This is a genomic window from Haloarcula sp. CBA1127 (assembly GCF_001485575.1).
Lineage (GTDB): Archaea > Halobacteriota > Halobacteria > Halobacteriales > Haloarculaceae > Haloarcula.
Map to the genome: position 1 here is coordinate 152516 of NZ_BCNB01000002.1, position 22823 is coordinate 175338.

Here is a 22823-nt window from a genome sequence, read left to right on the forward strand (position 1 = left end):
CTCAAGACCTACATGCTCGACGCTCAAACATATCCAGAGTTTCTCCAGAGCGTCTCCGAACTCGTTACCTACCCTCTGTGGCCGACGATGACTTCTGCACCTGCACCGCCGAATGCTTGTATTCGGGAATCTCGGCGACCGGGTCGAGAGCATCACCGGTTAGCGCGTTTGCGAGCGGGTCCAGATAGTGGAACGTACAGAACACGACCCCGGGCCGGATAGCCGCCGTGACCGCCGCTGATACTGTTACGCTGCCGCGGTCGTTCTCAACAACGACAGTATCGCCGTCCTCGATATTCCGAGCGGCGGCATCGTCCGGATGGATCTCGAGGACATCCTCCCCGCGCATTCGCATGAGCGTCTCCGACCGGCGAGTGAGTGCGCCACTGTTGAAATGCTGGAGCGCGCGCCCTGTCGTGAGAACGAGTTGCTCCCCGGAGACGGCATCGGCCGGCGGCGTCGGCGAGATCGGGCGCAGCGGTGCTGTTTGCTCGCCCGACGCGAACGTCTCCGTATGGAGCACATCGGTGCCGGAATCGGCGTCCGCCGGGAACGGCCACCGCTGGTAGCTGTCGCCGATACCGTCGTAACTCATGCCGGCGTACAGCGGATTGACCCGCGTTAGCTCCTCGAACACCGTTTCCGGGCCGTCGTAGTCGAACGCGTCCGACTGGCCGACCAGCCGCTGGCCGAGGGCGGTGAGGATGTCGAGGTCACGGCGAGCGTTCCCAGGCAGGTCAGCGTTCGGCCGCATCCGCATCACCCGCCGGTCAGTGTTGGTCACTGTTCCCGATTTCTCCGCCCAACTGCTTCCCGGGAGCACGATATCGGCGTGGTCGACGGTCGCTGTCTCGAAGAGGTCGATGACGACGCAGAAATCGAGGTCTTCAAAGCCGGACCGGACAGAACCGGCGTTCGGTTCCGTGACAGCCGGGTTCTCACCGAACACGACTGCAGCTTTGACGGAGTCACCGAACTGGTGTGTTGCAGTCGTCTCCGTCAGGCCGGGTTCGCTCGGCGGTTCGACGCCCCACTCGTCGGCGATACGTTGTCGGGCATCCGGGTCCGTGACTGGTTCGTATCCGGGGAGTACGCTTGGAAGCGCACCGACATCGCCGGCCCCCTGGACGTTGTTCTGGCCACGGAGCGGGTTCACGCCCGTGCCCGGGCGACCGACGTTGCCGGTCAGCAGCGCGAGGTTCAACAGCGCGTGCACGTTGTCGGTCCCACACGTGTGCTGGCTCATCCCCATTCCGGTGACAATCGCCGCGCTATCGGCCTTGGCGTACGCCCGGGCCGCCTCCCGAACGGTTTCCGGGTCGACGCCGGCCACGTCGGCACCCGACCCGACATCAACGTCATCGAGATGTGCTGTCAGGTCCGCATAACCGGTCGTGCGTTCCTCGACAAAGGACTCATCGACGAGTTCCTCATCGAGGACGACCTTCGCCATCGAATTGAGCAGTTGAATATCGTATCCGGGGCGAACGTCGAGGTGGATGTCGGCGGCCTCGGTCGTGTCTGTCTCGCGCGGGTCGATATGAATGAGCGTGGCGCCGTTGCGAATCGCCGGCAGAAAGTACGAACGGAAAATGACAGGATGCTGTTCGGCCGGATTCGCGCCGGTGACGAGCAGGCAGTCGGTTTCGGCGAGGTCATCGAGTGTGTTCGTCATCGCCCCGGCACCGAGGCGCTCGCTCATCGCGGCCACGGTCGACGAATGACAGAGGCGAGCGCAGTTGTCGACGTTGTTGGTGCCGAGCATCCGCGCAATCTTCTGAAAGACGTAATTCTCCTCGTTCGTGCAGTTCGATGACGCAAAGAACTCGACGGCATCTGGCCCGTGCTGGTCGATGATTTCCCCGAGCTGGTCGGTCACGCGAGAGAGGGCGGTCTCCCAGGGTGCGGTGACGAAACGCCCATTCTCCCGGACCAGTGGCTCGGTTAGCCGGTCTTCGTGTTCGACTACGTCGAATGCGGCTCCGCCTTTTGGGCAGATCTCTCCTTTCGTGTTCACTGGCCCCGCTGTGCCGGTCGCCTTCCCGTTGCCCGCGTACTGTATCGTACAGCCAACGCCACAGTACGGACAGACTGTCTGCTCGGCCCGGGGATTTCGGTTCTGGTCGGTGCCCATTTCTACGTAACATAGTAGAAGCGCAGCTACAAGTAGTCAGGCGGTAAAAGGTAGGCGATTTTATAACCGTGAGGATACCCACACTACTCGAACGCCGTCAGAGCTGGGGTCTGGACTGGTGTGGCTGGCCCTGTGTGCAGGTGCGCCGCCAGTTTCGAGAGCCACACCACATACTGTAATGGGGCGTCGCTCGTAGTGTCGGTAGATGCGACCAGCTCTGACGACTGTGCAAGTTTTTGCGCTACTCGCGGTAGTTCTCAGTACACTGGTCTTCGCTGCGTCGTTCGCCGTCGACACCACCAGCGCCCGCCCCGAACCGGTGGCGTTCGATACCACTGTGCAACGCGGTGTTACGGCGGCTGACGAACAGATCGCCCGGAATCAGAGTATCAGCGTTCCGCGCGCGCAAGTCTTCTACTCGCAGTACCGCTATGTCGTCGGCTACGTCGGTATCGGTCAGGCCGTGACCGCGCTCACGGAACCGGGGCACGAGCAGCAGTTCGGGTACCCACTCGCAGTGTACGTTTCCGACTACAGTGACAGGCCGGTCAGGTGCGGCGACGACGGCTCGCTCCGGACCGCCACACGCCGGACTGGGTCGAAGCCAATCAGGCGCACTACGTTGTCGATGGCTCGGCGCGGGTCCCGTCCGGGCCGGCAGTTGTGCCCTTTGCCGACCGGGACGACGCCGCGGCGTTTGCCGACAAATGTGGCGGACGAACCATCGACTGGGAAGCCCTCAAGACCTACTCGTTCGACCTCGAACAAGCGGCAGCAGTCCGAGAGCAGGTCGGTCCGCGACGAAGCGATGCGAACGCCACTGTACAGGCGGCACGACAGCACCGAGATCGACCTGTCTCGGTCGAAGTCGGAACCGATGCCCCGACGGTTCAGGCGGCCGTCGATGCGGCCCCGCCGAATACGACCGTCGTTGTCCCGGCTGGCACCTACAACGAACAGGTGACGATAGACAAGCCACTCACCCTCAGTGGCCCCGGAGCGACGCTTGACGGTGGAGGGAACGGCACTGTCGTGACAGTGACTGCCGACCGCGTCGGTGTCACCGGGTTCGAAATCGTCGGCGTCGGCAACACGACGGTCGGCGACCCGACGCAGAGCAACGATAGCGCCTGGGACGCAACCGTCACGACCGCCTACGGCAACAGCGACGCCGCCGTGACCGGCCGTAACGCCTCCGGACTGTACGTTGCGAACCTCAGCGTCGAGACGCCGGCCAGTGGCGTCGTGCTGCGGCGGACTCCCGGGGCGGTCGTCGAGAACGTCACGGTCAACGGGACGGCAGACTGGCAAGATGGGTTCATGGGCGTTATTGGGATGCACGGGCCGATTGTCGTGCAGGACTCGGCCTTCAACGGCGGGCGTGACAGCGTGTACCTCCACCGGGCCGACGGGACCGCTGTCCGGAACAACACGTTCAGAGACAACCGCTTCGGCGTCCACCTGATGTACACCTCCCGGTCGCTCGTTGCGGACAACGTCGCTCGGGGACAGGAGTACGCCGGCGTCGTCGTCATGACGAACCCCGTGGCGAACGCTATCGTCGGGAACGACGTGCGCCACTCCGGTAGCGGCGTCATGTTAGCTGGCTCCCGGAGCTATATTGCGCACAACGTGGTAGTCGACACTACTCAGGCAATGTCGACGAACGCCGACCGGTCGCTGTACGAGCACAACGTCCTCTACGGGAATGACATCGGGGTGCGGGCCTCAACAGTCGTTCCGTCGAACATCGTTACCGAGAACGATTTCATCGCGAACGACCGTCACGCCATCTCAGGACCGGGGCCGCTACGCGTGTACACGCACGACGGCAGGGGGAACTACTGGAGCGGCGCGTACGACCTCACTGGCAGGACTGGCCCAGTGTTGGCCAACTCCTACTCACCCACCGATTCTGTCGACCGCCGTCTCCATCAGACCGACGCTGCGGTCGTCCTTAGGTCGGCACCGAGCGTCCGTGGCCTCCGGGCGCTTCGCGGCACCACGCCTGGATTCCGCCGGGGAAGCATTGTCGACAGGGCTCCGCTAGCAGACCCTGCGAATCCCGAGACCGTCAGGCGTCTTCGAAACGAGACATCGATGGAGGGGGCAGCATGACTGGCGAGACGTACCTCATGGCGGACGAAATCACGAAACAATACGGTGATGTGACAGCCATCTCGGAGGTGTCACTCGACGTGCCGTCCGACGCCGTGACCGGGTTCATCGGCCCGAACGGGTCCGGGAAAACGACGCTCCTGCGCATGCTTCTGGGCATCGAGCGACCCACCAGCGGGACTGTCTCCTACTGCGGGCCCGATGCCGAACGGCAACTGGGCTATCTGCCACAGCGGCCGACCTTCCGGCCAGGGTTCAGCGTCCGGGAGACGGCCGCGTTCTACGCGGACCTCGTTGACGACGACCCGGCTCGACTGCTTGAACGTGTCGGCCTCGAAGAAGTGGCCAGCCGCCCCGTGTCCGGGCTTTCCGGGGGAATGACGCGTCTCCTGGGAATCGCACAGGCACTGGCCGGTGACCCGCCGATTGTGATGCTCGACGAACCGGCGAGCGGGCTCGACCCGGCGATGAGTCGGCTGATATTCGACATCGTCGAATCGATTGCCGACGCCGGCCGCGCCGTGGTTCTTTGCTCGCACGAACTGCCGCTCGTCGAGGAGACGGCCGACAGGCTGGTAGTGCTCGAATCCGGCCGCCTCGTGCGGACCGGGTCGGTAGAATCGCTTCGGGAACAGACCGGCGGGCCGCTTCACGAGACGTTCACAGCGCTTCTGGAACAGGACAGAGCCGCTATCGCCGCTCCGGGGGGAGAGCAGTCATGATGAACGGAAACCGGTTCTGGACGGTCTTCGTCCGAGAGGTACAGAGTGCAGTCAGGACACGCACCTACATCGCGCTCGGTGTGGTCACGGGAATTGTCCTGTTCGGCCTCGCCTATGCCGGGGGCGGCCCCGCCGGCGGCTACGTCCCCACTGTCGTCGATACGCTCGTCGCCGTCGAAGTCCTCGTCCCGACGCTTGCCTTCGCTGTCGGCTATCGCGCCATCGCCGACCCTGCTACCCGGGGTGAGCTAGATATCCTCGACACCTACCCGCTTTCGACGTGGTCGTACGTCGGCGGGGTGTACGCGGGACGTGCCCTGCTGTTGCTCACTATCGTTGTCGTCCCGTTGCTGGCGCTGGGCGTCAACGTAGCGACGACTGCAGGACCGGAGACGACAGTGTTTGCGAGCCACCGCGGTGTCGATTCCCCGTTCCTGTTCATCCGCTTCATCGCGCTGACAGTCCTGTACGCGCTCTCGTCGCTGACTATCGCATTCCTGCTGTCAGCGCTCGCCGGCAGCCGGGGCCGCGCACTCGTACTCGCACTCGCCGGGCTGCTTGTCCTCACTGTCGGAAGTGACCTTGCGGTGTTTGCGGCGCTTGACACCGGCGTCACCACGGGCACGCTCGGCGGCGCGCTCGCCATGACGCCGGCCGGGGCGTACCGCGGCCTCGTGTTCGATCAGGTCCTGTACGTCGCTGTTCCGGGCCGGTCAGCGTTCGTCCCGACGTGGGTCGCCGCCCTCTCGCTCCTGTTCTGGTGGGGACTCACATTCGTGGGGGCGATGCTTGCGACGGATGCAGCCTGATACTGACGGCTGTAAGCCCGGAAAGAATGACATCCTCTGAATATCCCGCAGTAGTTACGGCCGAGAGTAGCAGTTCAGTCGTCGTCCGAGGCGGCTGCGAGCCCTTCGTCGACCAGCCGCGTGAACCGGTCGATGAGACGGTCCGTAAGCGATGGTCGGACCACCGCGAGCAGCCGCTGTGTCGCGTCCGGGTCGGTCAGAGCGACGACGACACGCCCCCGTTCGCCGTACGATTTTTTGAGTATCTCTGCGTCAGCCAGTGCCGAAACGTGCCAAGAGACCGTACTCCGGGCGACTCCCAGCCGGTCGGTCAGTTCGTCTGCCGACAGGGAATCCGCTTCTAGCAGATGCAGGAGAATCGTCCGCGCAGTCTCTCGCCGGGCAAACGCGAGCACACGTCGCTCCCAGGGACCGTACTCCCGGCTGTAATAGTGCGTCTTGCCCTGAATCTCCTCGGCGACGACGTCGCCGGCACGGCGTAGTTTCCGCAGGTGATACTGTGCCTGCCCAGTCGCGATATCGAGATCCGCTGCAAGCGCGTTGAAATGGACACCCGGTTTGGACTCGACGTGGGAACGCACTTGCTCAGTAACCGTGGACATAGTCTTCAGTACGGCTTTCCAGCCTCCGGGACAACAGGGTATCGGACGTTCTCACTGCGCGGGAACTCGCTTACATCCCGCCCACCAGTTCTCGGGTTATGTCTTCCGCGGGGAGGGTCTGGCCGCCGTACTCTTCGGCGAACGACTCGGCGTCTGCACTGTCACTGAACGGGACGATAGCGGGCCCCATTGCCCCCTCAACATCCGAATTGGCGACGACCGTGAGTTCCCCCACTGGGGCGAACGCCTCGGTCTTCAAGTGCCGGGAGATGATGGTCTTGCCCCCATCAGTCCGGACCTCGTAATCGGTTGCACTGTAGTCGGTCAGGAACGTCTCCGCGGGCGTCCACCCCGACTGTTCTTTGGCGAACCGGTGCCGATACGTGCAGGTCGTACTGCAGAACCGTGCTGGCGGGTCGTGCCCCTCTGGCGTGTTGTCCTGATAGTACGTTTGGCCGACTGGACCCGGGTGCTGGTCGATGACCATCCCACACTGGTCACAGTTCTGGCCGCTCTCGATGGCAACCGGTTCCATCTCTTCACTTGTCCCCAGACACCCCGAGAGCGACACGACTGTCGCGGTCCCGACGATGAAGTGCCGGCGTGTCAGGGCTGGTGCATAGTCAGACATACTAGATAGTACACTAGACGACACCAAATGGTTCATGGTGTGACCGTCGAAACACCGATCAGTCGGGGACGCTCGGCGGTGCGACCGAATAGATCGCACTCAGCACCAGCAGCGCGATGAGGAAATCGAACCCGTGTTCGGTGAGGTGATGTACTACCATCGGGACAGCCCCGAGGACAGTCCCGATGCCGACCACCGACCGAAGGACCAGTAGCCCGATAGCAACAGTCAACAGAACGTACGGCCGCGACCGGCGTCGGTGTGTACTGGCCGCCGCGACCAAAAACAGCGCCAGCGTTCCGAGCGTAGCGAGTCCCAGCACGGCTATCAACATGGCGGATTGACCGGGACTAATCCAGTCAGCCGTCGGTTGGAACATCTCTCAGGTCACGTTTCGGGCGGTTGCACTGGAATCGGTTTCGGTCGCGGTCGCTGTCGTGCCGCTTAACGCCAAGGTGAGTGCTCCGAGACAGCTCCGCCGGTGTCTGCCCGTCTGAAAGCGTTTCTGTGTAACTCTCTCAGGCAGCCACCAGCACCGGTCGTCCCGCGTTCTGGACGACCCGGTCGGTCACACTTCCGATCTGGTCGCCTTTGCTGTGGGAATGGCCGTGGTATCCGAGCACGATCAGGTCGGCGTCGACTTCGTCGGCATAGCTGATAATCTCCACGTACGGTTTCCCGTGGCAGCACCGAGTGGTGACCTCGACATCGAGTCCGTCGCCTCTCTCAGCGATTTCCGTGAGCTCTTTGTTCCCCCATTCCTCGACTTCGATGGTTTCCAGTTCCATGCTGCTCAGTGCTGGCTCAGCGTGTCGATCCGTATCGACAACAAAGACTGCGTGAAGCTCGGCACCGTGTTGCTCGGCCTGTTCGAGCGCGTGTGTCGCTGCGCGGTTCGCGTCAGCACTGCCGTCGGTCGCAACCACAATTGTGTCGTACATACTAGAAGAATCGACCGCCCCCTATTTCAATCCGCTGACCATTATCAACTATCGATAATCTATTGTTATGTACACCGAGCGGCCACAGCGCAATCAGTCGGAGCTTGCCAGGATACCGTATTTCAATCACCGAAGCGCCGTTTCCTGTCACAGGCCATCCGCAGTCACGGCTCGATGTTCTCCCGGAAGTCGGGTGCCAGTCCGGTTTGTTGGATACCAGCAAGGTCCGTTATCTCGAACTCGTAGAGTGCGACCCCGCCGGAGGTGGTGGCCGTCTGGAGCGTGTTGGGTCGCCAGGCGTTCTGTGTCATCGCCGTGATATCCGACCAGTCGTCCTCCGGCACGCTGCTGATATCGCCGGCAAGCATCACGCTCTGCCACTCGAACGCCGTGTCAATGTCGTAGACGAGAAACCGGCCACGGCCGGCCCGCTCAGTCAGCTCCGCTTTCCGGCTCGATTCGCCGAGGAGGTAGGTGAAATAGAGGCTGGCTCCGTCATCAAAGCCGTACGATAGTGGTAGCAGATACGGGACGTCTGTCGTCGGCAGCCCCAAGACTCCGGTCGAGTGTGTGGCGAGGAATTCCCGAATCACTTCGTCGTCCATCTGTTCGAGTCCGTACTCTTCTAATTGGTCGACTGTCATAGGTCGCGTCTGATCATCCAGTTACGTATCACGAATGCAACCCCACGCTAAAAAAAGTAGAGCGGGCTCTTCAGGGGGGAGTGGCTGTTCACAACACGGCACGGATACTGTCATCTCTCCGAAATCAGCCGATACTCGTCGGCCGGTAGTACGTATGTCTGCTCATTTTCAGCCAGTGAGAAGTCCCACCGGACGCTATATTGTTGCACTGCCAACACAAATACATGGACTTCGATGAGTTCACCGGCGAGATACAGCACAGGCTTGAACTACCCGGTACTGGTGAGGCCGTTCGGGCGACCCGCGCGACACTGCTATCCTTGGGAGAGCGCATTCCCGCGGAGAACGCCGCGGACTTCGCTGCCTCTCTCCCGATGGAAATCAAGTGGTATATGACCGGCGCCGTCCACGACCACGGCCAGCGGTTTGACTGGACGGAATTCGTCGACCGTGTCGGCGAAATAGAAGGGGTTGAACCGTCGGACGCAGCGTATCACGCACGCGTCGTTGTTGACCTGATGCATACGGTGGTCCCGGCCGCTGATTTTCAGGACCTCCGCGGCCAGCTCCCCGAAAGCGGGGACGGGGAAAACTGGCGTGAACTATTCAGCATAGTCGATGCCGGTGGCTGGGGCGAGGCGGAAGAGGCGCAAACCGGCGGTGGTCCACAATAGTCCGCTGAAACCCCTCAGTGAGATAGCCAGTAGCCGCTCTCATTTCGCTTTCAAACGAATATATATTGACACAATCTGGTAATAGCTGTACGATCGTTACGCTCCCCCTCATACTTTGGGAGCTACACCGACGAGAACTGCTGGCAACGGAGTCAAAGTATTTGGGACGCCGCCCTCAACGACCGGATTTCTAATAGCGTGAGAATCGCGACTGCAGTTTATTTACTGACAGCAACAACTTGTAAACACAGCAATGTTCGATTCAATTCTGGTCCCGACTGACGGTAGCGAACACGCGACCCGTGCCGCCGAGCACGGGGCAGCGCTGGCCCGTGCGTTCGGCGCGAGCCTGCACGTCATCGCTGTCATCGATACGCGAACAGCAGGCGGGCCGTTCAGCGGTGACGCCCTCGAAGACGAGACACTCGACCGCATGACGGCCGACGCGGAAGACACGGTCGCGGCTATCACGGACGCGGTGGACGCCCCCGGAGCGATACAGACGACTATCCGCAAGGGCGATCCAGTTGACGAGATCTGCGCGTACCGCGACGATCACGATGTGGACCTGATTGCTATGGGAACACACGGCCGCACAGGCGTCGGACGATATCTCGCCGGGAGCGTGACAGAGAGCGTCGTTCGACAGGCCGACGTCCCTGTTCTCACTGTCCGTGCAACCGACCGGAGTCGCGACACTGCGCCCTACGACGATATCCTCGTCCCGACGGACGGAAGCGCGTCCGCAACGGCCGCAGTCGAGCCCGCATGCGAGATTGCGGCGCAGTTCGACGCCCGCGTTCACGCCCTGAACGTCGTCAATCTCAGCAATATCGCAACCGGCTCCGAATACACGCTGCCGAAAGACTTGATCGAGTCCCTTGAATCGCAAGGGGAGAAAGTGACTGAGCGGATTGCAGCGCGAGCACGCGAATCCGGCGTCGAAACTGTCACACGGGTCGTCAGTGGATTCCCGGCGGCAGATATTCTTGAGTACGCTGACGAGAACGACATCGATCTGATCGCTATGGGGACGGCCGGTCGGACCGGTCTCAATCGGTTCCTCGTGGGAAGTACGACAGAACGGATCATCAGACACGCCGATATGCCTGTACTCGCAGTTAACGCCCGAGACCAGCGTGTCGACGAAGCCTGAAGACTGGAACGCATCTTCCTGTCTGTCAGCGTCGGACTGCGTGCCGGGCTACCGTGTTCCGGCGAGGCAGCAGTCAGACCCGACACGACCATGCACTTATTACTGTTGCTGCCGTGACATTACCCATGGCTGCGGACAACCCGGTTACGATGGCGGACGAGGAACGGGACGCGTTTCTGGACAACGGGGGGACGGGCGTCCTTTCGCTCGCCGCCGGCGACGCGCCGCCGCACTCAGTCCCGGTTTCGTACGGGTACGACGCGCTGACCACGACCTTCTTCTTCCGGCTAGCGGTCGGTGCAGAGCGGTCGAAGGGTGAACTCGACGACCGCGCGGCGACGTTCGTGACTTACCACGAGACGGATGCGGGATGGCAAAGCGTGGTCGCGAACGGTCGGCTCGAAGACGTCGAACGGGAGGGAATCGAGACGGAAACGCTGGAAGGACTGGAACACGTCGATATGCCCATGGTCGACATCTTCGAACGCCCCCTCCGCGAGGTTGACTTCGAGTTCTACCGCCTCGTGCCCGATGAGCTAACCGGGCGGGCCGAGTCCTAGGACGGGACGGTTCTCCGCAGTACCGCCTCAAAAAAACCGCTGTACTGGATAGGGGAACTCATATCAACACAGCGGCAGATCACCTTCCATGTCCGAGGCCGCCCACACACAACCGACTGCCGACGTCATTTCGGGGCTCGACAGCGAGTCTGATGGGCTGTCGGCGTCGGAAGCCCGAACGCGGCGCGACAGACACGGCGAGAATGAGATTACACGGGGGAGCAAACGGACACCGCTCGACATCGCTATCGCTCAGTTCGATAGCGCTCTTATTTGGGTTCTCGTCGCGGCCGCGATACTGTCCGTGTGGGCGGGAAATGCTGTCGACGCAGTACTGATAGCCGTGATTGTGGTCGGGAACGGCCTGTTCGGCTTCGTCCAAGACTACCGCGCAGAAGGCACGCTCGAGTCCCTGCGGGAACTGACCGCACCAACAGCGACAGTCCGACGCGACGGCCAGTCCGTTGAGGTCGACGCGACCGAACTCGTCCCGGGTGACGTTATCGAACTGGAGAGCGGCGATGTCGTTCCAGCCGACGGTCGACTGATTGACTGTCGGTCGCTGGAGGTCGACGAAGCGGCGCTCACCGGTGAGAGTACACCGGTCTCGAAGGGGGCCGACCCGGTGGACCCCGACGCGCCGCTTGCGGAGCGCGAATCGATGGTGTACAAGGGCACGAACGTCACACGCGGTTCGGGCATTGTCGTCCTCACGGCAACCGGGATGGACACTGAGGTCGGAGCCATCGCCCGCCAACTCGCGGGAACGGAGGAAACCGACACACCGCTGCAGACTGAACTCGACACGCTGGGCCGGACGCTCGGCGTCGGCGTGATGGTGCTTGCTGCGCTCGTGGTTCCACTCCTCGTTTTCCGGGGGACCGAACTGGTTCAGGCGGCACTCACCGCGATATCGCTCGCTGTGGCCGCGGTTCCCGAAGGCCTCCCAGCGGTGGTGACGCTCACGCTGGCCCTCGGTGTCCGGAAAATGGCCGACGAGAACGCTCTCGTGCGGCGCTTGCCCGCCGTCGAGGCGCTGGGCTCCGTCGATGTCATCTGCACCGACAAGACCGGAACGCTGACCGAGGGGCGAATGTCAGTCAGTCGGATCTGGGTCAACGACGCCGTTGTCGACAGTGACGAGATGGACGGGGACGCCATGTCGGACCGCGTTGCCACGGTGCTCCGCGCAGGGACACTGTGCAGCGATGCGACGCTCGAAGCAGGCGACCCGACGGAGCAGGCCATCGTCATGGCGGCTGCCGAGTCCGGAATCGATGTCGAACGCCTCCGTGAAGAGCATCCGAGGACGGACGAGATCCCGTTCTCATCGGAGCGCAAGTGGATGGGCACTGTTCACGATGACACGGTCTACGTCAAAGGCGCGCCTGAAGTCATCCTCTCGAAATGCGCCCGCGTCCTCACCGATACCGGGCCGGCGGACCTCACCCCCGACAGAGCCGAGCAGATCAGAGAACAGGTCGGCGCGTTCGCTGACGACGCGCTCAGGGTACTCGCAGTGGCGTACACAGAGGATGTCGACGTAGTGGAACGGGATGACACTGGTGAAGCCGACGATGTCAGTGACGACCTGATCTTCGCCGGGCTGGTCGGTATGATTGACCCGGCCCGCGAGGAGGTCGCCGACGCGATTGCGGCGACCGAGCGTGCAGGCGTTGGCGTGAAGATGGTCACCGGTGACAATGTTCGGACCGCCGCAGCCATCGCCAGCGAACTCGGTCTTGGCCAGCGCGTGATGGAAGGCGGTGATGTTGAGGACTGTTCCGAGGACACGCTCCGCGACCGTGTCGAGTCTGTGGACGTGTTCGCGCGCACGTCCCCGGAGCACAAAGTTCGCATTCTGCAGGCGCTGCAGGCGAACGGTCACACTGTGGCAATGACGGGCGACGGGGTCAACGACGCACCGGCGCTGAAAAACGCGGACATCGGTGTCGCGATGGGCGTCCGTGGGACTGACGTGGCCAAACAGGCCAGCGACGTTATTTTGCTGGACGATAACTACGCGACAATCGAGCGGGCCATCGAGCGCGGGCGAGCCATCTTCGATAACGTCTGGAAGTTCGTCGGCTACCTGCTGAGTGCCAACGTGGCCGAGGTCGCCATCGTCTTTATTGCCTCGCTCTTTGGCTACCTCGTCCTGCCGGCAGTCCAGTTGCTGTGGATTAACCTCCTGACTGACGGGCTGCCAGCACTTGCGCTTGGGGCCGACCCGAAAAGCGATGACGTGATGCAGCGACCGCCCAGGGACCCGGATCGTGGGATTGTTGATCACGATATGCTCGCCCTCATCGGGGGCACAGGGGTCATCTCGACACTGGTAATGCTCGGCCTGCTACTGGTCACGCTTGCCGGCGCACCCGCAGTCACGCCCTACGCGATGACAATGGTATTCACCGGCTTCGTCTTCCTTGAATTCGAAAAGCTGTACGTGATCCGCTGGCTTCGGGAAACACCGACTCTCTCCAATCGCTGGCTGGCATCCGCAGTTGGTGGGTCGATACTCCTGCAGCTTGCCGTCCTGTACACCCCGCTCAACGTCTACTTCGGGACGGTCCCACTCGGACTCGCCGACTGGGGGCTGATTGGCGGCGTCCTCTTACTTGCCTTACCGCTGTATCTCGCGGTTGCCAGCGGGGTGAAGCGGCTGTAACGGGTCGGCCCGCCCTCACTCCAGTTGTCCGTTGAGTACTTTCGCGGCGACCAGCACCGGGTCCCAGACGGGGCTGAACGGTGGGGCGTACGCCAGGTCCAACTGTTCGAGTTCGTCGATGGTCATGTCCGCCTCGATGGCCGTCGCAAGCGTGTCGATACGTATCGCCGCCCGGTCTTCTCCGACGATGGCGCCGCCCAGCAGACGACCACCCTTCCGGTCTGCGACCAGCGTCACGTCGGTGTCGTCACCGCCGGGGTAGTACCCTGACCGGGAGCCGGCCGTGACTGTCTTCGACACCGGGTCGAAGCCGTTAGCGCTGGCCTGCTCGCGGTCGAGGAGGCCGACGCGACCGCATTCGAGGTCGAACGCCTTCACGACAGCTGTTCCGGCGATGTCGCCGACAAGGGAGGGGTCACCGGCGACGGTCTGCCCGATTGCGCGACCGGCCCGGTTCGCGGTCAGTCCAAGAGGAACCCAGTCAGGCTCGCCGGTCACGGTGTGGCGGTCTTCGGCGCAGTCTCCGGCGGCGTAGACCCCGTCGACGCTTGTCGCTCCGTACTCGTTGACTGCTATCGCGCCTGAATCGCCGAGGTCGACCGGCGTGTCTGCGACGAGGGCCGTGTTCGGCCTGATGCCGATACCGACCAGCGCGAGGTCAACATCGGTGGTGCCACTGTCGTGGGCAACCGCCGCGACGCGCTCGTCCCTGTCGCCGACAATCTCCTCAACAGCGGTGTCCAGATGCAGTACCACGCCTTGCTCTTGGAGCTGGTCGGCAACGCGCTCGCCGACTGCTTCCCCGAACGGCGGCAGGAGGTTGCCTGACCGCTGAAAGAGGTGTGTCTCGATGTCGTGGGCCCGGAACGCTTCGGCCATCTCCACGCCGACGTAGCCGCCGCCCACGATGGCGACTCGCTCCGGCGGTTCCCAGTCGGTGTACTTCTCGACGAGCGCCGTGTCGACGTACTCAATACTCGTATCGACGCCGGAGTCCCCCGGCTCGGACAGCGCGGCACGGACCGCAGCGGCCGAATCAAGCCCGTGCATCGTGAACGCGCCGTCGAGTTCTGTCCCCGGTATCGGCCCGGTCACCGCGCGTGCCCCCGTCGCGACCAGGAGGTCGCTGTATGGCTGGCTGAACGTCTCGTCGTCGTGGGCAACGGTAACCGTCTCGGCATCGGTGTCGACGCCGACGACCTCGCGGTTCCGGCGGAGGTCGATCCCCCGTTCGGCCGCCTGTTCGGGCGACAGCGAGAGGAGGTCCGTCAGCCGCTCGACAGTCCCCTTGACGTAGTAGGGCGTCCCACAGTGGGCATAGGACACCCATTCGCCCTTTTCGAAGACAATCACGTCACGGTCCGGTGCCTCGCGAGCGAATTTGCTTGCGGCGCTCAGCCCGGCTGCGTCACCGCCGATGACTACGAACGGGTCAGTCATACAGACTCTCGTCTCGCTACGGTACTAATGGTTGAGTGAGGTGTAGGTAACCCGTGATACCGCAGCTATCGACTGTGCCCGACACGGATTCAACGCTATTCGTTGGTCTTTCCGCGCCGCAAAAACTGCCTGTCTCCAGTTGTCTCGACTGAATTGGATTGCGGAGATGCTGACCTGACTCTTGTGCGATTTCAGGACCGGCGATGACGAGTCCCGTGTATCCAGCCCTTATTCCGCGTAGGATTCGATGAGTGCCCGGAGGTCATCTTCTCCTTTGACGCCGACGACTTCTTCGACCTGCTCACCGCCGGCGAACAGGATGAGCGTCGGCACGCCCCGGACGCCGTACGACTGAGCGAGTTGCTGGTTGGCGTCGACATCGACTTTGGCGACAGCCGCGTCAGTTTCTGCGGCCAGTGTCTCGACGACGGGTTCGAGCATCTGGCACGGACCACACCAGTCGGCATAGAAGTCCGTGAGGACGAGGTCGTACTTACTGACGACATCATCAAGCTGGTCTGCTCCGTCGATGTGAAGTGGCTCGTTTGTCGTGGTGGTTCCAGCGTCGGATGCAGTATCAGTTACCATCACCTGAATGTACGCGGCAGCGCCAGATAAGTCTTTGTACATAATGCACAATACTATGAATACTGCTGCCCGGCCAGACGGAGTGGGTCAGTTACCGCTTCACAGGGAGAAATCCGCTCGGCTCGTGAGCGACAGAGTGTAATAGAGAGAGGAAGGTGGTGTTAGCTTTCGACAGTCGGGGCCGAGGACTCGGACTGTTCGTACTTGTTCTCGAACTCCTGAATCAGTTGGCCCATCTTCGCGTACCAGTCGTTGAGCATCCGCTGCATCTCGTCTGCAATCTGGGACGGGTCCGTCGGCGAGTAGACGTGGTAGTAACCGCCCTGGTCGTAGTTGATCTGGTCTTTCTCGATAAAGCCCGTCTGGAGGAGCCGTTGGACGGCGCGATACGCGGTCGAGCGCTCGCGGTCGACAGCGTCGGCGAGTTCGTCGACGGTCAGTGGTTCGTCGGCCTCGACGAGCGCCCGAAAGCATTCCTTGTCGAGTTCCTTGAGCCCGTGGAAACACTCCAGCAGTCCCTCGCACTGCATATCCCGGCGGAGTTGTTCAGACATCGAATCTGGCATCGTTATCACCTGTTCGTAGCCGCTACGCGGTAATAAGACTTGTGTACAGTTCACACAAATGCACGCACTATCCGGCAAAAACTGCCCTCGGATGGGCGGTCAAGGCGTCCACCTCACAGCCGACACACACGCCCGCGAACGGCTAGTCTGCGCCCGTTGCGGCTGTCTCGCGAGTCTCGCTCCGGGTTCGCCAGTAGCCCTGGAGATACGCGCCGATGAACATCCCGGCGAGCGCCCAGAGGATAGTGACGTTGCCGATACCGAGGCTCGCGTAGGCGGCCCCCGGACAGATGCCGGACAGCCCCCAGCCGACGCCGAAGATGGCACCGCCGACTAGGACGTTCCGGTCGAAGGACTTCAGACGCCGTTCGAAGGTATCGCCAGTCAGCGGCGCGCGGCCGAGGAGGCGGGGCGCGAGGAAGAAGGTCACTCCCGTCACGGCAGCGCCGCCGAACATCACGAACACCAGCCCGAAGTCCTCGAACTGGAGGAAATCCAGAACGACTTCGGGGCGTGCCATGTGGCTGTACGCCAGTCCGAACCCGAAGACGAGGCCGCCGACGAGAATCAGCGGCATGAACGCGGGGTGGCGGTCGTCGCTCACGTGTCGCTCCCTCCGGTCGCGCCCGGTCGCTCGTCTCGAGACTCTCGCACCGCTCGAGCCTCGCAGCTCACGGACTCACCCCCAGTGCCGAAACCAGTTGTGCAGTGATGATGGCGACGGCGAGGAACGTCAGGACGCCGATGATCGACGTTTTCGACGCCGAGCCGACGCCACAGACGCCGTGGCCCGACGTACAGCCCTTGCCGACGCGTGTTCCGATGCCGACGAATAGCCCACCGAGGAGGAGTCGCCACGGCTCGACGTCCGTGGTCCACGCGCCGCCCTGATAGGCGACCGCGTACACGGCCGCCCCGAGGATGATGCCGAGCGTGAACACGACGCGCCAGTCACGGGAGCTGACGTACTGCTGGAACCGGGACCGGTCCGAGACGTACGACAGCGTCGACTCCAGAAACGTGCTCGCGCCGGCGCTGATGCCGGTGCCGAGATAGATGACGACAGTCCCGAGCCCGACTAGCAGGCCACCGACGGCGTAGCGACTGATGCCGTTCGGAAACAACTCGGCGGTTACCTGCAGTGGGAGTGCCTCAATCACCATTGGCGTCGTTAGTCACCCGCAAGGGATTCCTGGCTAGCGGCGCAGTTGTTCGGCCCGAGTTCCAGCGTGAACGCTTCCTCGTCGTCGACGGCGTTCTGCCCGAGGTTCGTCGCGATGATTTCCTCGTAGTTGGCCGGTCGCGGCGGCATATCCGAGAGGACGAGCTCGACGAACGCGTCCTCGTCCATGGTGAGTGCGTCCATTTCTTCGACGAGCTCACCGATTGGTGCGGTAAAGGTGCCGTCCTCGGCGGGTTCGGCCGCATCGCTGAAGTGCGCGCCGCCGACGAGCGTGTCGTCGGGCAGGGGTAGCACGCGCTGTTGAAGGGACTCGTAGAGCATGCGTGCGGCTTCGGGCGCGCCCTCGTCGCCCTCTTCGAGGTCGGGGCGAGCGACGCTCTCGATGAAGAGCCCGTCGCCGGTTGCGAGCAGGCTCCCGTCGACAAGGTAGGAGGTCATTCCGGTCGTATGGCCGGGCGTGGAGACTGTCTCGATAGTCGCGTCGCCGACGTCGAACGTGTCGCCGTCTTCGGCGGTCGTCAGGCCGTCGGCGTCCTGCCGATCTTGCGAGGCAGGGCTCGTGGAGCTTTGCTCCGCAGCGTAGGTGACGCCGCGGTCGACGGCAGCCTCTGGAATGACGCCCTCGACGCCTTCTGAGTCGAGGTCGCGAACGCCGGAGATGTGATCGGCGTGGATGTGCGTATCGAGCGCGTACTGCAGGTCGACGCCGAGGTCGGCGGCGTCTTCGAGGTAGCGGTCGGTGAACGCCCGCAGGGGGTCGATGATGGCGGCTTCACCGTTGTCGTAGAGGAGGTAGCCGAGACAGCCCGAGGACGGGCGCTGGTACTGGAGGAGCGTGCCGGCGCCGTCGTAGCGTTCGACCTCGACGGCCTCGTAGATACTCGCCCACCCGTTCATGCCGTCTTCGAGATGGTTGACGTCGTAGCCGTGTTCCGCGAGTGTGCCTGCAACGTATTCGCTTGCGCCGCCTTTCGCACACAGGACGGTCACTTCGCGGTCGTCGGGGACCTGAGCGAGGACGTCGTCGTCGATGTCGTCCTCGAGGAACTCGAAGTACGGGATGTTGAGCGTGGTGACGTTTTCGCCGTCGATACGCCACTCGTCGTAGTCAGATTGCATACGCGCGTCGAGAAGCGTCACGTCCTCACCGGCGTCGATTCGGTCTTTGAGCGATTCCGGATCGGTCGTTTCCACGTCGACATCTGGCGTCGGAAAGTCGTCAGCGTTCATTTTGTGCACTCGTTTCTATCGGACGGACGCACAAAAGCATTTGCATAGTAATCCACATTCTAAACAATACTATTGGCGAGGTAGGGCCACAACTAAATCAAATATCGCCTTTATTAGCACAATAGGGCATTTGAGGGCGGATATCCCATCAGTGGTTGTTTGCTGAATTTACAAGAATCGACAATCTTTTACTTGGCCGGGCGGTATTGTGCATTAGCTCCAAGACAATTCAACGGAGCGAATAACCAATGAACGCTGAATTTGATATCGCGGAGACGCTCGACGTGAAAGGTGCATCGTGTCCCATGCCAGTGGTGAAGACGAAGTCGGCTACCGACGACCTCGCCGAGGGTGACGTCCTCGAAGTACTGGCGACTGATCCGGGAAGCATGAGCGACATTGACGGCTGGGCCGCCGGCACCGAGGGCGTCGAGCTCGTCGATCAGGAGGAGGGCGACGACGTGTACAAGCACTACGTGCGCAAGACGGAGTAACGATGAGCACGGACACACCAGACGCGCCGTCCGACGACACGCCCTCGCGTGCGGAGCTAGCCGCTCGCGTGGACGAGCTGGAAGCCGCGCTCGCGGAGGCCACCAGTGCGGACGACACGAAGAAGATGAGCATCATCGCGACGAAGGGGACGCTCGACATGGCGTACCCGCCGCTCATCCTCGCAAGCACCGCGGCCGCGTTCGGGTACGAGGTAACCGTCTTCCACACGTTCTGGGGGCTGGACATCCTCCACGAGGAACGCTCGAAGAACCTCAAACTGAGCTCCGTCGGAAATCCGAATATGCCGGTGCCGAACGCCGTCGCCGCGATTCCCGGCATGGACCGCGTAACGACGAAGATGATGGAGAAGAAAATCGCGGACAACGACACCGCCACTATCGAGGAACTCCTCGAGACGAGCCTCGACATGGGCGTAGAGTTCCAGGCCTGTCAGATGACCATCGACCTGATGGACTACGACGAGGCCGACTTCTACGACGGCGTCACCACCGGCGTCGGCGCTGCGACAGCCCTTCAGGACATGGCTGACGCCGATATCCAACTCCTCGTCTGAAACGATTAATCGCGCAAAGGTCTCCGGCGGCCAACTATTCTGCTTTCTCCTCGGCGCGCTCACGGCCGACTGCGCCGGCAAGTGCCAGCAAGTAGCCTAGCCCGTGCTGGACGTCCGGGTCGCGTAGCCCGCGAAGCAATCCGACGGGGCCGACCGGCTCGGGCGGATCGCGCTCCGCTTCACCGAGGCCGGACAGTAGCGTCTCGATACCGTCGCGGGTGTCGTCGTCCGCAGCCGTCTGTGCGACTTCGCCGAGCGCGGCACCCGTGCCAACCAGCGAGGTGACCATCTCGTCGTCGAGCGCGGCGGTCGCCAGCGAGCCGACGTCGGCGAGTTCGGCCAGTTCGTCGAGCGTGCCGCTTCGCTGGAGCACGAGCAGGGTTCCGAGCGCGTCCTGCAACTCGTCGCCGTTCTCGCCGACGGTCTCGGCCAGAGCGACGGTCTCGTCGGTCGCAAGCCCGTCTGCGGACTCGGCGAGCGTCGAGCCCGTGGTCGAGAGCTCACGCACCATCTCGTCGGAGAGCGCACTCTCGCCCAGCGAGAGCACGTCCAGCAGTTCGTTGACGGCGTCGAGGTGTTCGACGAACTCCGCGACGGCTTCGGGGTTCTGCTGGATCGCCGCTTCGAGGTCGGTCTGCTCGGAGACCTGTTCTTCGGACATGGTCAGAGCAACCCCCGTGCGGTGAGCCAGTAGGACTCGTTGTACGCCAGCTTCGACCAGTGTAGTTTCTCCGAGGGCGGTGCCGGCGACGGCTGGTTCTCGTAGTCGAACTCGACGAACGACGCCGCGTCCATCCCCGTCTCGATGAAACACAGCGTCTTCCCGTCGTAGGTCGCTGTCGCCGGACGACCGCGGATTTCGCTGGCGAGGCGTTGGCCGACGACGCCGGCCTGGTAGTGGGCGACGCTGCCCGCGTTCGGGACGCCAGTTTCAGCGGTGTCGCCGAGCGCGTAGACGTTGTCGGCGGCTTCGGCTTCGAGCGTGTGCTTGTCGACGTCGACCCAGCCGTCGTCGCCGAGCCCCGCCTCCTCGATGAGGTCGATACCGCCGTGGGGCGGAATCGTCACGAGGAGGTCGTAGTCGAGTTCGGTCCCTTCCATCGAGACGAGCGTCTCCGAGTCCGGGTTGACTTCTTCGGCGTTGAAGAACGTCTCGACCTCGATGCCGCGTTCGTCCATAATCGGCCGGGCCCATTCGGCGATATGGGGGTTGCCGTGGACGCGTTGGATCGGGTACGTATAGGTGATGTCGACCTCGTCGCGGAGCCCGCGCTCGCGGAACCAGTCGTCGGCCATGAAGACGAATTCGAGTGGCGCCGCCGGACACATATGCGGTGAGCCGATGACGCTCAACACGAGGTGCCCCTCGGTGAACGAAAGCAGTTCGTCACGGAGGGGTCGAGCCCGATTCGCTGTAGTAGTCGTGCCCGCCGTCCACGAGGCCGGGAATCCGTTCGGGTTCGAGCGTCGACCCGGTCGCCAGCACGAGGTAGTCATAGTTGACTGCCGGGGCGGTGCCGTCGAACCGTAGTCGCTGGGCTTCGGTGTCAATTCCTGTCACGCGGTCGATTCGAAGGTCGACGGCGTCGTCGACGAGCTCGTCGAGCGGTCGCCGACCGTCGTCCGGTTCGCGTTGTCCGAACGGCACGTACAGCCAGACCGGCTTGTACACGTGGTCAGGCCCGTCGTTGACCAGCGTGATTCGGACGTCGTCGGCGTCAAGCTCGGCCCCAAGTCGGTCGGCGAGGTCGTTCGCGAGGACGGTGCCACCGGTCCCGCCGCCGACGATGACGACGTGCTCAGTCATGATTTCTCCACGTAGAACGCGTTATGATCGTCGAACTCCTCGACGGCAAGCAGTTCGTTGCCGGCCTCTTCGGCCCACTCCGGAACGTCCGTGAGCGACTGGTCGGTGTCGCTCAGGAGCCGAACCACGTCACCGGCTTCGGAATCTCGGATCTGTCCGATGAGGTCCATCAGCGGACCGGGACAGGCTGCGCCTCGGGCGTCGACGGTTTCGTCAGGTTCGATGTCAGTCATGGGAGTCTCACAGGAGTTAGTTGGGACTCACCCGTATTAGTATTGTGCGTAAATTCCAAGATTATGAAAACAGATAAGTCCGGCGCAGTGGAGCAAGCGTATCGAACGGACGGCGAGTACGAAACCGCCGGGAGCGCGACGCTATCTCTATCGGGTAAACACGAGGGCGTAGTGGTACGGCGGCAGTTCGACCTGCCGCTCAAGCGTGAACTCCGACGCCGAGAGCACCGCATCCTCGGTTTCCTCGGGTGTCATCCGAAGCGCTGTCGGCGGTCCTCGCGGTTCGCCCGCAACGGTCGTGGTTTCGCGCGGACGGTCGTGCCAGTTCACGACGCGTAGGCTCCCGCCAGCCTCAATCGCCCGGAAGGCCTGTCGGATAAAGCCTGACTGTTCGTCGACGCCGTGCAGCGTGTTTGCTATCATGAGCGTATCGACGCGGGCAGGGAGTGCTGAAGGCAGGTTCCGGGCATCGCCGTGGATCGGAACGACGTTATCGATTCCCTGTTGGTCGGCGAGGTGTTCGAGTTCGTCGAGGAGGGCCGCATCCAGATCGAGCGCGTACACCGGCTCAGGCTCGACGATACGGGCGGCCGGGAGCGCAAAGTACCCGCTTCCACAGCCAACCTCGGCGACGGACTCGCCGGACTCGACGCCGAGTGTCCGGAGCGTCGCGCCCGGCGTCGGCCAGAGTTTGCTCCACCAGTCCCAGTCGGGCTGGCCGGTGTTCTGGAACCGGTCCATTCCTATCGGGAACCCGACGTGTCGATACCTACCAGTCGGTACAGGAGACACACCCGGACGAGGCCAGTCGCGACGAGGACGACACCAAGCAGTGTCACGACAGCACCGACTGTCGTCTCCAGACCCAACAGACCGCCGAGCGTCGCCAGTCCAACAACTGCCAGCCCGAGGCCAACAGCGATGCGGGTCAGTCTGTCAGTGGCACCAATATTGTTTTCCATACCCACAAGTACACAATACAGACACCTAAGTCTTACTTGATGCACGGCGGCCACCGGAGCAGTCGCGCCGAGAAAATCACACC

25 protein-coding genes and 2 pseudogenes are annotated in these 22823 nt (G+C 62.8%); 9 read left to right on the forward strand and 18 right to left on the reverse strand.

Going from position 1 to position 22823, the window contains the following annotated elements:
* Positions 1-64 precede the first annotated feature (64 nt).
* On the reverse strand, positions 65-2134 hold the full coding sequence (gene fdhF / locus AV059_RS01695) for a formate dehydrogenase subunit alpha (RefSeq protein ID WP_058991737.1): 2070 nt from the start codon (positions 2132-2134) through the stop codon (positions 65-67).
* Between the two features lie 241 nt (positions 2135-2375).
* Positions 2376-2624, reverse strand: coding sequence for a hypothetical protein (locus tag AV059_RS22690; RefSeq protein ID WP_228841715.1), 249 nt, complete (start codon positions 2622-2624; stop codon positions 2376-2378).
* On the opposite strand from AV059_RS22690, the pseudogene AV059_RS01700 reads away from it, so the two are divergent.
* From AV059_RS01700 to AV059_RS01710, 3 genes and pseudogenes are all read left to right on the forward strand, one after another.
* A pseudogene (locus tag AV059_RS01700) lies at positions 2505-4252 on the forward strand (NosD domain-containing protein). The gene AV059_RS22690 and the pseudogene AV059_RS01700 overlap by 120 nt on opposite strands.
* A complete protein-coding gene (locus AV059_RS01705) occupies positions 4249-4974 on the forward strand; it encodes an ABC transporter ATP-binding protein (protein WP_058991739.1) in 726 nt (241 codons plus the stop codon). Before AV059_RS01700 ends, AV059_RS01705 begins: the two are co-directional and overlap by 4 nt.
* Complete coding sequence (locus AV059_RS01710) at positions 4971-5783, forward strand: ABC transporter permease (protein ID WP_058991741.1); 813 nt, start codon at positions 4971-4973, stop codon at positions 5781-5783. The genes AV059_RS01705 and AV059_RS01710 overlap by 4 nt, the downstream gene beginning before the upstream one ends.
* Positions 5784-5857: 74 nt before the next feature.
* On the opposite strand, the gene AV059_RS01715 is transcribed toward AV059_RS01710, so the two are convergent.
* The 5 genes from AV059_RS01715 to AV059_RS01735 form a co-directional block, all read right to left on the reverse strand.
* Positions 5858-6385, reverse strand: a complete 528-nt coding sequence (locus AV059_RS01715; protein ID WP_058991743.1) for a helix-turn-helix domain-containing protein — start codon at positions 6383-6385, stop codon at positions 5858-5860.
* 70 nt (positions 6386-6455) lie between these two features.
* Positions 6456-7016 (reverse strand): nitrous oxide reductase accessory protein NosL, encoded by a 561-nt coding sequence (locus AV059_RS01720; RefSeq protein WP_058991745.1) that lies wholly within the window; start codon positions 7014-7016, stop codon positions 6456-6458.
* Positions 7017-7074: 58 nt separating this feature from the next.
* Positions 7075-7350: a hypothetical protein gene (locus AV059_RS01725; RefSeq protein ID WP_079990703.1), complete on the reverse strand. Its 276-nt coding sequence runs from the start codon at positions 7348-7350 to the stop codon at positions 7075-7077.
* Between the two features lie 184 nt (positions 7351-7534).
* Entirely contained in the window at positions 7535-7957 is a 423-nt protein-coding gene (locus AV059_RS01730; protein ID WP_058991749.1) for a universal stress protein, read from the reverse strand.
* A 164-nt stretch (positions 7958-8121) separates the two neighbouring features.
* Positions 8122-8601: a pyridoxamine 5'-phosphate oxidase family protein gene (locus AV059_RS01735; protein ID WP_058991751.1), complete on the reverse strand. Its 480-nt coding sequence runs from the start codon at positions 8599-8601 to the stop codon at positions 8122-8124.
* A gap of 224 nt (positions 8602-8825) precedes the next feature.
* On the opposite strand from AV059_RS01735, the gene AV059_RS01740 reads away from it, so the two are divergent.
* The 4 genes from AV059_RS01740 (at position 8826) to AV059_RS01755 (ending at position 13662) form a co-directional block, all read left to right on the forward strand.
* Entirely contained in the window at positions 8826-9275 is a 450-nt protein-coding gene (locus AV059_RS01740; protein ID WP_058991753.1) for a DUF2267 domain-containing protein, read from the forward strand.
* A gap of 253 nt (positions 9276-9528) precedes the next feature.
* Entirely contained in the window at positions 9529-10431 is a 903-nt protein-coding gene (locus AV059_RS01745) for a universal stress protein (protein ID WP_058991756.1), read from the forward strand.
* Between the two features lie 125 nt (positions 10432-10556).
* The gene (locus AV059_RS01750; RefSeq protein WP_058991758.1) at positions 10557-10991 is read left to right on the forward strand and encodes a pyridoxamine 5'-phosphate oxidase family protein; all 435 of its coding nucleotides are present in this window, start codon (positions 10557-10559) and stop codon (positions 10989-10991) included.
* A gap of 88 nt (positions 10992-11079) precedes the next feature.
* Positions 11080-13662, forward strand: coding sequence for a calcium-translocating P-type ATPase, PMCA-type (locus AV059_RS01755; RefSeq protein WP_058991760.1), 2583 nt, complete (start codon positions 11080-11082; stop codon positions 13660-13662).
* A 15-nt stretch (positions 13663-13677) separates the two neighbouring features.
* Here AV059_RS01755 and AV059_RS01760 read toward each other — a convergent pair whose 3' ends face one another.
* The 6 genes from AV059_RS01760 to AV059_RS01785 form a co-directional block, all read right to left on the reverse strand.
* A complete protein-coding gene (locus tag AV059_RS01760) occupies positions 13678-15102 on the reverse strand; it encodes an FAD-dependent oxidoreductase (RefSeq protein ID WP_058991762.1) in 1425 nt (474 codons plus the stop codon).
* Positions 15103-15330: 228 nt separating this feature from the next.
* Positions 15331-15690 (reverse strand): thioredoxin, encoded by a 360-nt coding sequence (gene trxA, locus AV059_RS01765; RefSeq protein ID WP_058992118.1) that lies wholly within the window; start codon positions 15688-15690, stop codon positions 15331-15333.
* Positions 15691-15851: 161 nt separating this feature from the next.
* On the reverse strand, positions 15852-16256 hold the full coding sequence (locus AV059_RS01770; protein ID WP_058991764.1) for a helix-turn-helix domain-containing protein: 405 nt from the start codon (positions 16254-16256) through the stop codon (positions 15852-15854).
* 142 nt (positions 16257-16398) lie between these two features.
* Positions 16399-16860, reverse strand: coding sequence for a YeeE/YedE family protein (locus tag AV059_RS01775; RefSeq protein ID WP_195156603.1), 462 nt, complete (start codon positions 16858-16860; stop codon positions 16399-16401).
* Between the two features lie 67 nt (positions 16861-16927).
* Complete coding sequence (locus AV059_RS01780; protein ID WP_058991766.1) at positions 16928-17419, reverse strand: YeeE/YedE family protein; 492 nt, start codon at positions 17417-17419, stop codon at positions 16928-16930.
* A gap of 8 nt (positions 17420-17427) precedes the next feature.
* Positions 17428-18669 carry an MBL fold metallo-hydrolase gene (locus tag AV059_RS01785; protein WP_058991768.1) on the reverse strand — a complete coding sequence of 414 codons (1242 nt, stop codon included), beginning with the start codon at positions 18667-18669 and terminating at the stop codon, positions 17428-17430.
* A gap of 248 nt (positions 18670-18917) precedes the next feature.
* On the opposite strand from AV059_RS01785, the gene AV059_RS01790 reads away from it, so the two are divergent.
* A complete protein-coding gene (locus tag AV059_RS01790; RefSeq protein ID WP_014031056.1) occupies positions 18918-19163 on the forward strand; it encodes a sulfurtransferase TusA family protein in 246 nt (81 codons plus the stop codon).
* Positions 19164-19165: 2 nt separating this feature from the next.
* Positions 19166-19738: a DsrE/DsrF/DrsH-like family protein gene (locus tag AV059_RS01795; protein ID WP_058991770.1), complete on the forward strand. Its 573-nt coding sequence runs from the start codon at positions 19166-19168 to the stop codon at positions 19736-19738.
* Between the two features lie 34 nt (positions 19739-19772).
* Here the strand turns inward: AV059_RS01795 and AV059_RS01800 are convergent, their stop codons facing one another.
* From AV059_RS01800 to AV059_RS01820, 5 genes and pseudogenes are all read right to left on the reverse strand, one after another.
* Positions 19773-20399, reverse strand: coding sequence for a DUF1641 domain-containing protein (locus AV059_RS01800; RefSeq protein ID WP_058991772.1), 627 nt, complete (start codon positions 20397-20399; stop codon positions 19773-19775).
* Between the two features lie 2 nt (positions 20400-20401).
* A pseudogene (locus tag AV059_RS01805) lies at positions 20402-21545 on the reverse strand (NAD(P)/FAD-dependent oxidoreductase).
* Positions 21542-21778 carry a sulfurtransferase TusA family protein gene (locus AV059_RS01810; RefSeq protein ID WP_058991774.1) on the reverse strand — a complete coding sequence of 79 codons (237 nt, stop codon included), beginning with the start codon at positions 21776-21778 and terminating at the stop codon, positions 21542-21544. Before AV059_RS01810 ends, AV059_RS01805 begins: the two are co-directional and overlap by 4 nt.
* 147 nt (positions 21779-21925) lie before the next feature.
* A complete protein-coding gene (locus AV059_RS01815; protein WP_058991776.1) occupies positions 21926-22519 on the reverse strand; it encodes a class I SAM-dependent methyltransferase in 594 nt (197 codons plus the stop codon).
* A 2-nt stretch (positions 22520-22521) separates the two neighbouring features.
* The gene (locus AV059_RS01820) at positions 22522-22740 is read right to left on the reverse strand and encodes a DUF2892 domain-containing protein (protein ID WP_058991778.1); all 219 of its coding nucleotides are present in this window, start codon (positions 22738-22740) and stop codon (positions 22522-22524) included.
* Between the last annotated feature and the right edge of the window lie 83 nt (positions 22741-22823).

What these genes read in the sequence shown, in the direction of transcription:
- fdhF (WP_058991737.1), bottom strand. Translation starts at nt 2,134, where the DNA reads ATGGGCACCGACCAGAACCGAAATCCCCGGGCCGAGCAGACAGTCTGT.
- AV059_RS01705 (WP_058991739.1), top strand. Translation starts at nt 4,249, where the DNA reads ATGACTGGCGAGACGTACCTCATGGCGGACGAAATCACGAAACAATAC.
- AV059_RS01710 (WP_058991741.1), top strand. Translation starts at nt 4,971, where the DNA reads ATGATGAACGGAAACCGGTTCTGGACGGTCTTCGTCCGAGAGGTACAG.
- AV059_RS01715 (WP_058991743.1), bottom strand. Translation starts at nt 6,385, where the DNA reads ATGTCCACGGTTACTGAGCAAGTGCGTTCCCACGTCGAGTCCAAACCG.
- AV059_RS01720 (WP_058991745.1), bottom strand. Translation starts at nt 7,016, where the DNA reads ATGTCTGACTATGCACCAGCCCTGACACGCCGGCACTTCATCGTCGGG.
- AV059_RS01725 (WP_079990703.1), bottom strand. Translation starts at nt 7,350, where the DNA reads ATGTTGATAGCCGTGCTGGGACTCGCTACGCTCGGAACGCTGGCGCTG.
- AV059_RS01730 (WP_058991749.1), bottom strand. Translation starts at nt 7,957, where the DNA reads ATGTACGACACAATTGTGGTTGCGACCGACGGCAGTGCTGACGCGAAC.
- AV059_RS01735 (WP_058991751.1), bottom strand. Translation starts at nt 8,601, where the DNA reads ATGACAGTCGACCAATTAGAAGAGTACGGACTCGAACAGATGGACGAC.
- AV059_RS01740 (WP_058991753.1), top strand. Translation starts at nt 8,826, where the DNA reads ATGGACTTCGATGAGTTCACCGGCGAGATACAGCACAGGCTTGAACTA.
- AV059_RS01745 (WP_058991756.1), top strand. Translation starts at nt 9,529, where the DNA reads ATGTTCGATTCAATTCTGGTCCCGACTGACGGTAGCGAACACGCGACC.
- AV059_RS01750 (WP_058991758.1), top strand. Translation starts at nt 10,557, where the DNA reads ATGGCTGCGGACAACCCGGTTACGATGGCGGACGAGGAACGGGACGCG.
- AV059_RS01755 (WP_058991760.1), top strand. Translation starts at nt 11,080, where the DNA reads ATGTCCGAGGCCGCCCACACACAACCGACTGCCGACGTCATTTCGGGG.
- AV059_RS01760 (WP_058991762.1), bottom strand. Translation starts at nt 15,102, where the DNA reads ATGACTGACCCGTTCGTAGTCATCGGCGGTGACGCAGCCGGGCTGAGC.
- trxA (WP_058992118.1), bottom strand. Translation starts at nt 15,690, where the DNA reads ATGGTAACTGATACTGCATCCGACGCTGGAACCACCACGACAAACGAG.
- AV059_RS01770 (WP_058991764.1), bottom strand. Translation starts at nt 16,256, where the DNA reads ATGCCAGATTCGATGTCTGAACAACTCCGCCGGGATATGCAGTGCGAG.
- AV059_RS01780 (WP_058991766.1), bottom strand. Translation starts at nt 17,419, where the DNA reads ATGGTGATTGAGGCACTCCCACTGCAGGTAACCGCCGAGTTGTTTCCG.
- AV059_RS01785 (WP_058991768.1), bottom strand. Translation starts at nt 18,669, where the DNA reads ATGAACGCTGACGACTTTCCGACGCCAGATGTCGACGTGGAAACGACC.
- AV059_RS01790 (WP_014031056.1), top strand. Translation starts at nt 18,918, where the DNA reads ATGAACGCTGAATTTGATATCGCGGAGACGCTCGACGTGAAAGGTGCA.
- AV059_RS01795 (WP_058991770.1), top strand. Translation starts at nt 19,166, where the DNA reads ATGAGCACGGACACACCAGACGCGCCGTCCGACGACACGCCCTCGCGT.
- AV059_RS01800 (WP_058991772.1), bottom strand. Translation starts at nt 20,399, where the DNA reads ATGTCCGAAGAACAGGTCTCCGAGCAGACCGACCTCGAAGCGGCGATC.
- AV059_RS01810 (WP_058991774.1), bottom strand. Translation starts at nt 21,778, where the DNA reads ATGACTGACATCGAACCTGACGAAACCGTCGACGCCCGAGGCGCAGCC.
- AV059_RS01815 (WP_058991776.1), bottom strand. Translation starts at nt 22,519, where the DNA reads ATGGACCGGTTCCAGAACACCGGCCAGCCCGACTGGGACTGGTGGAGC.
- AV059_RS01820 (WP_058991778.1), bottom strand. Translation starts at nt 22,740, where the DNA reads ATGGAAAACAATATTGGTGCCACTGACAGACTGACCCGCATCGCTGTT.